The organism is Streptomyces sp. NPDC047072 (genome assembly GCF_040643855.1).
Lineage (GTDB): Bacteria > Actinomycetota > Actinomycetes > Streptomycetales > Streptomycetaceae > Streptomyces.
In genome coordinates this window covers 1-4170 of the sequence record NZ_JBEYVC010000326.1, presented here as the reverse complement: position 1 = coordinate 4170, position 4170 = coordinate 1, and the positions used below count along the sequence as shown (strand labels likewise).

Sequence of the window (4170 nt, the reverse complement as noted above, 5' to 3'; positions counted from 1 at the left end):
TCCTCCCGGCACCGTCCGGGGCCGTGTGCCGCTCAAGGCACGGCCCGTTCTCGGGTGGTGGAGGCCGGAATTGGGGTTCCGGCCTCCGGTGTACGAGGCTCAGGCGTCCACGGTCTCGGTCTGGTCCTCGGTCGTCCGCGCCGCTGCGTCCTCGCCGTGCTTGCTGGTGTGCTTGCGGCCGGGCAGGACGGCGATGACGATCAGTGTTCCGGCGGCCATGATGATGCCGCCGATGAGGCTGGTGTGGGCGATGGCGTGGGCGAAGGACTCGTGCACCGCGCCGAGCAGGGTCTGGGCCTGTTCGGCGCCGCCCTGGGGGTTCTTGGCGACCTGCTCGGCGACCGCGACACCGCCGCCGACGGAGTCCTTCGCGGTGTCCAGGGCCGAGGCCGGGAGGTGGCCGCCGACCAGGTCGGTCAGCCTGTCCTTGTAGGACGTGGCCAGCAGCGAGCCCAGGATCGCGATGCCCAGGGCGCAGCCCAGTTCCAGGGCGGTGTCGTTGGCGCCGCCGCCGACGCCCAGCTCGTCCTCCGGGAAGGAGCCCATGATGGTGTCGGTGGCGGGGGACAGGCTCAGTCCGATGGCGAAGCCGAGCAGCAGCAGCGGCGTCAGGAAGTCGGTGTAGGTCGAGCCCGACTCGATCCGGGTGAGCAGGAAGACGCCCGCGGTGCCGATCACCATGCCGGTGCCGACCACGATCTTCACGCCCAGCTTGGGGGCCAGCCTGCCGGTGACGGCGGCGCCGACGAACACCGCCCCGGCCAGCGGCAGCAGACGGATGCCGGTCTCCAGGGCGTCGTAGCCGAGGACGAACTGCAGGAACTGGGTGGAGTAGTAGATCGAGCCGAAGGTGCCGAAGAAGAAGAACAGCACCGCGAGCATGGAGCCACTGAAGGGGCGCTCGGTGAACTTGCGGACGTTCAGCATGGGGTTGGGGTGCCTCAACTCCCAGGCGACGAAGGCGAGGAGACCGACTCCGGCGACGACGGCCGCGGTGATCGGGCCGGCGCCCCAGCCGAAGTGCGGGCCCTCGATGGTCGCGTAGACCAGGGAGCCGACCGAGGCGATCGAGAGCAGTCCGCCGACGTAGTCGATCCGGCCCATGCCCTGCGCCTTCGACGGCGGCACCAGCAGCAGCGCGCCGACGACACCGAGGATCGCGAGCGGGACGTTCATCAGGAACGTGGAGCCCCAGGCGTGGTTCTCCAGCAGCCAGCCGGCGGCCAGGGGGCCGGCGGCGATGGCGAGACCGGAGGTGGCGGACCAGGCGGTGATCGCCTTGGCGCGCTCGGCGCGCGGGAAGATCGCGACCAGTAGCGAGAGCGTGGCCGGCATGACGACGGCGGCACCGACACCCATGATCGCGCGGGCGGTGATGACCAGGCTCGTCTCGTCGACCAGGCCGCCCATCACCGAACCGCCGACGAAGATCAGCAGCCCCAGGATGAGGGCGCCGCGGCGGCTGTACTTGTCGCCGATCGCGCCGAGCACGAGCATCAGCGCGGCGTAGGGGACGGTGTAGCCGTCGATGACCCACTGCAGGTCACTGCTGCCGAGCCCCAGGTCCTTCGTCATGTCCGGGGCGGCCACGATCAGCGAGGTGTTCGCCATGACCACGATCAGCAGGCTCAGGCACAGCACCAGCAGGGCCCACCAGCGGCGCGGATAGGGCTCGGTCATCTTCTCGACGGGGGTCTTCACAAAGAGCGGCACGGTCGGGCTCCTCGGCAGCAGGGAAGGGAAGAGGGGGCGCTTAATTGCCCATCGACGTGCAGACTAGTTTATTGCCCGTTGATGTGCAACTATCGAGTTGCCCTCCCCGTCCATCGGAGGTCCGACATGGCCCACCCACCCGTCACCACCACCCCGGAGCGCAGCCGAACCCTGCTCACCCGGGCCCGCATCCTCGAAGCGGCCCGGCAGGAACTCGGCCGCGACCCCGACAGCAGCCTCGGTGACATCGCCGAGGCTGCCGGTGTGGTGCGCCGTACGGTCTACGGCCACTTCAACGGCCGGGCCGCACTGGTGGAGGGGTTGGTGGAGGAGGCCACGCAGGCGTTGCGGCGGGCGGTCTCGGTCCCTCGGGTGCCGGTGGCGGATGCCGTCACGGAGCTGGCGCGCTTCGTCCTCGCCGTATGGCCCGTCGGTGACCGCTACCGGATCCTGCTGCGCCTCGCCCCCCAGGACCTCGGGGCCGATCGGCTCGCTGAAGTCCTCGCCCCGGCGCGTGACATGGCGGAGGCGATCATCGGCCGGGGGCAACGACAGGGAGTCTTCCAAACCAGCGTCCCCCCGGTCGTACTGACCCGGGCACTGGAGGGGCACCTGCTAGGGCTTCTGGACTGCGTGAACAGCGGGGTCTGGAGCGACGACGGCACCGGCACCGCGACCGCCGCCCTGATCGCTATGGGCGTGGCCGGCGACAGCGCCGCAGCATGCGTCCACGGGCTCGTCCGGCCCGAGGGCGACGCCGCATAGGCGCACTTCCCCCTGCACCACTCGAAGAGGAGAACCATGTACCAGTCCCACCCCGACGAGGCGTACGTCGGCGAGCCCTACTACGGCGACGGCTCCACGTACGTGAGCCCCCCGCCCCGGACCAGGCGCCGCCTCATCATCGCCGCCGTCTCCCTGGTGGCCCTGCTGGTCGGCGGAGTCGCGGTCGACCGGATCGCCGCAGCTCGCGCGGAGAGCCGTACCGCCGAGGCGTTCCAGGACGGCATGGGAACCGCCGAGCGGCCATCGGTGCACGTCAGGGGCTTTCCCGTGCTGACCCAGCTGGCCGACGGCAGCCTGGACCATGTCGACCTGACCGCCCACGACATTCCAGCCAGCGGCACCACCCGGCCGCTTCCGGTGACGAAGCTGACTGTCGGGATGGACGGGCTGAAAACCTCGGGAAGCGCCGAGGAGGCTCATGCGAACAGCGTCACGGCGACCGCGTTCCTGTCCTACGCGGACGTGTCGAGCGCACTCGGCGTGCAGGTGTCACGGGGCGACGAGTCCGACCGGGTCAACGCGACCGCGAGTCTGCCGCTCGTCGGCGACGTGACCGTGAGCGCGGCCGTCTCGGCGGCGAGCGGCAACCGCATCGCCCTCACCGACGTCCGCGCAGAGCAGGGCGAACTGCTCCCTCCGCTGAAATCACTGCTCGACAAGGCTCTGGACGAGCCCATTCCGCTGCAGAACGTTCCGCAGGGACTGCACCTGCGGTCGGTCACCACCACCGGGGACGGGATCGACGCCCGCTTCACAGGCCGCTCGGTCACGTTCCGCCCGGACTCGTCATCCGCTTGAGGTCAGTCGAGGTCGGGCAGGGGGCGCCGGGCGACCTCGTGGGCGTCGTCCGCCGAGAGGCCCAGCATGCGCAGGACCATCTCGGCGAGGTTGACGGCCGCCTCGTCGCCGTCCACCTCGGGGCGGGCGAAGCGCAGTTCCACCAGGGACAGCAGCGTTCCGCCCAGCGCCGACAGGGCGACGACCGGGTCGAGGGTGCTGAAGCGGCCGGAGTCGATGCCGACCTGGAGATCGCGCAGGGCCCGGCGGGCCAGGCCGTTGTCCGAGTGGATGTGTCCGAGGCCGCGGCGGCGCAGGACCTGCATCAGCTCCGGGTGGGAGTCGGCCATGCGGGCGCTGAGCCGAAAGCCGGCCGCTACCAGCTCCGCCGGGTCGTCGATCCCCTCCAGGCGCTCGTCGAAGGCCTGGCCGAACTCCTCCAGGGCGTCCACCACCGCAGTCTCGAACAGCTCGGCCTTGGAGTCGAAGTGGTTGTAGAAGGAGCCGAAGCCCACGTCCGCGCGCTCGGCGATCGCCTGGATGCTCGCGCTGGTGTCGCCGCTCTCGGCGAGTATCTGCCGGGCCGCTCGCACGAGCGCCCTGCGGGTCTCTGCGCGACGCCGCTCGAACCGGTTGCTGGGCAGGGCTGACGTAGACATACGCAGAGTCTAGCGGTCGCACGATGGAGATCGCAGTCCTGATGAATTCATCATTTCCTGCGGCGAACATCTTGACGACAGAACTGTCACAGTTGATGATTTCCTCATTACGGCAATGTTGCTCGGAGGGCACCATGTCTGAAATCCGCGTCAACGGGGCCGATGTCATCACGGCCCACCAGGACCTCCACAGTGAGCAGGGCGCCCTGCGGGGCGAGCACCCCGGCCGCTCCCG

At 70.0% G+C, this 4170-nt stretch carries 4 protein-coding genes; 2 read left to right on the top strand and 2 right to left on the bottom strand.

What is annotated here, in order from left to right:
- Positions 1 to 99: 99 nt before the first annotated feature.
- Complete coding sequence (locus tag ABZ896_RS52095) at positions 100 to 1713, bottom strand: MFS transporter (RefSeq protein WP_360946369.1); 1614 nt, start codon at positions 1711 to 1713, stop codon at positions 100 to 102.
- Positions 1714 to 1839: 126 nt separating this feature from the next.
- On the opposite strand from ABZ896_RS52095, the gene ABZ896_RS52090 reads away from it, so the two are divergent.
- A complete protein-coding gene (locus ABZ896_RS52090; protein WP_360946366.1) occupies positions 1840 to 2478 on the top strand; it encodes a TetR/AcrR family transcriptional regulator in 639 nt (212 codons plus the stop codon).
- Positions 2479 to 2514: 36 nt separating this feature from the next.
- Entirely contained in the window at positions 2515 to 3297 is a 783-nt protein-coding gene (locus ABZ896_RS52085) for a DUF2993 domain-containing protein (RefSeq protein ID WP_360946363.1), read from the top strand.
- Between the two features lie 2 nt (positions 3298 to 3299).
- On the opposite strand, the gene ABZ896_RS52080 is transcribed toward ABZ896_RS52085, so the two are convergent.
- Complete coding sequence (locus ABZ896_RS52080; protein WP_360946360.1) at positions 3300 to 3935, bottom strand: TetR/AcrR family transcriptional regulator; 636 nt, start codon at positions 3933 to 3935, stop codon at positions 3300 to 3302.
- Positions 3936 to 4170 lie beyond the last annotated feature (235 nt).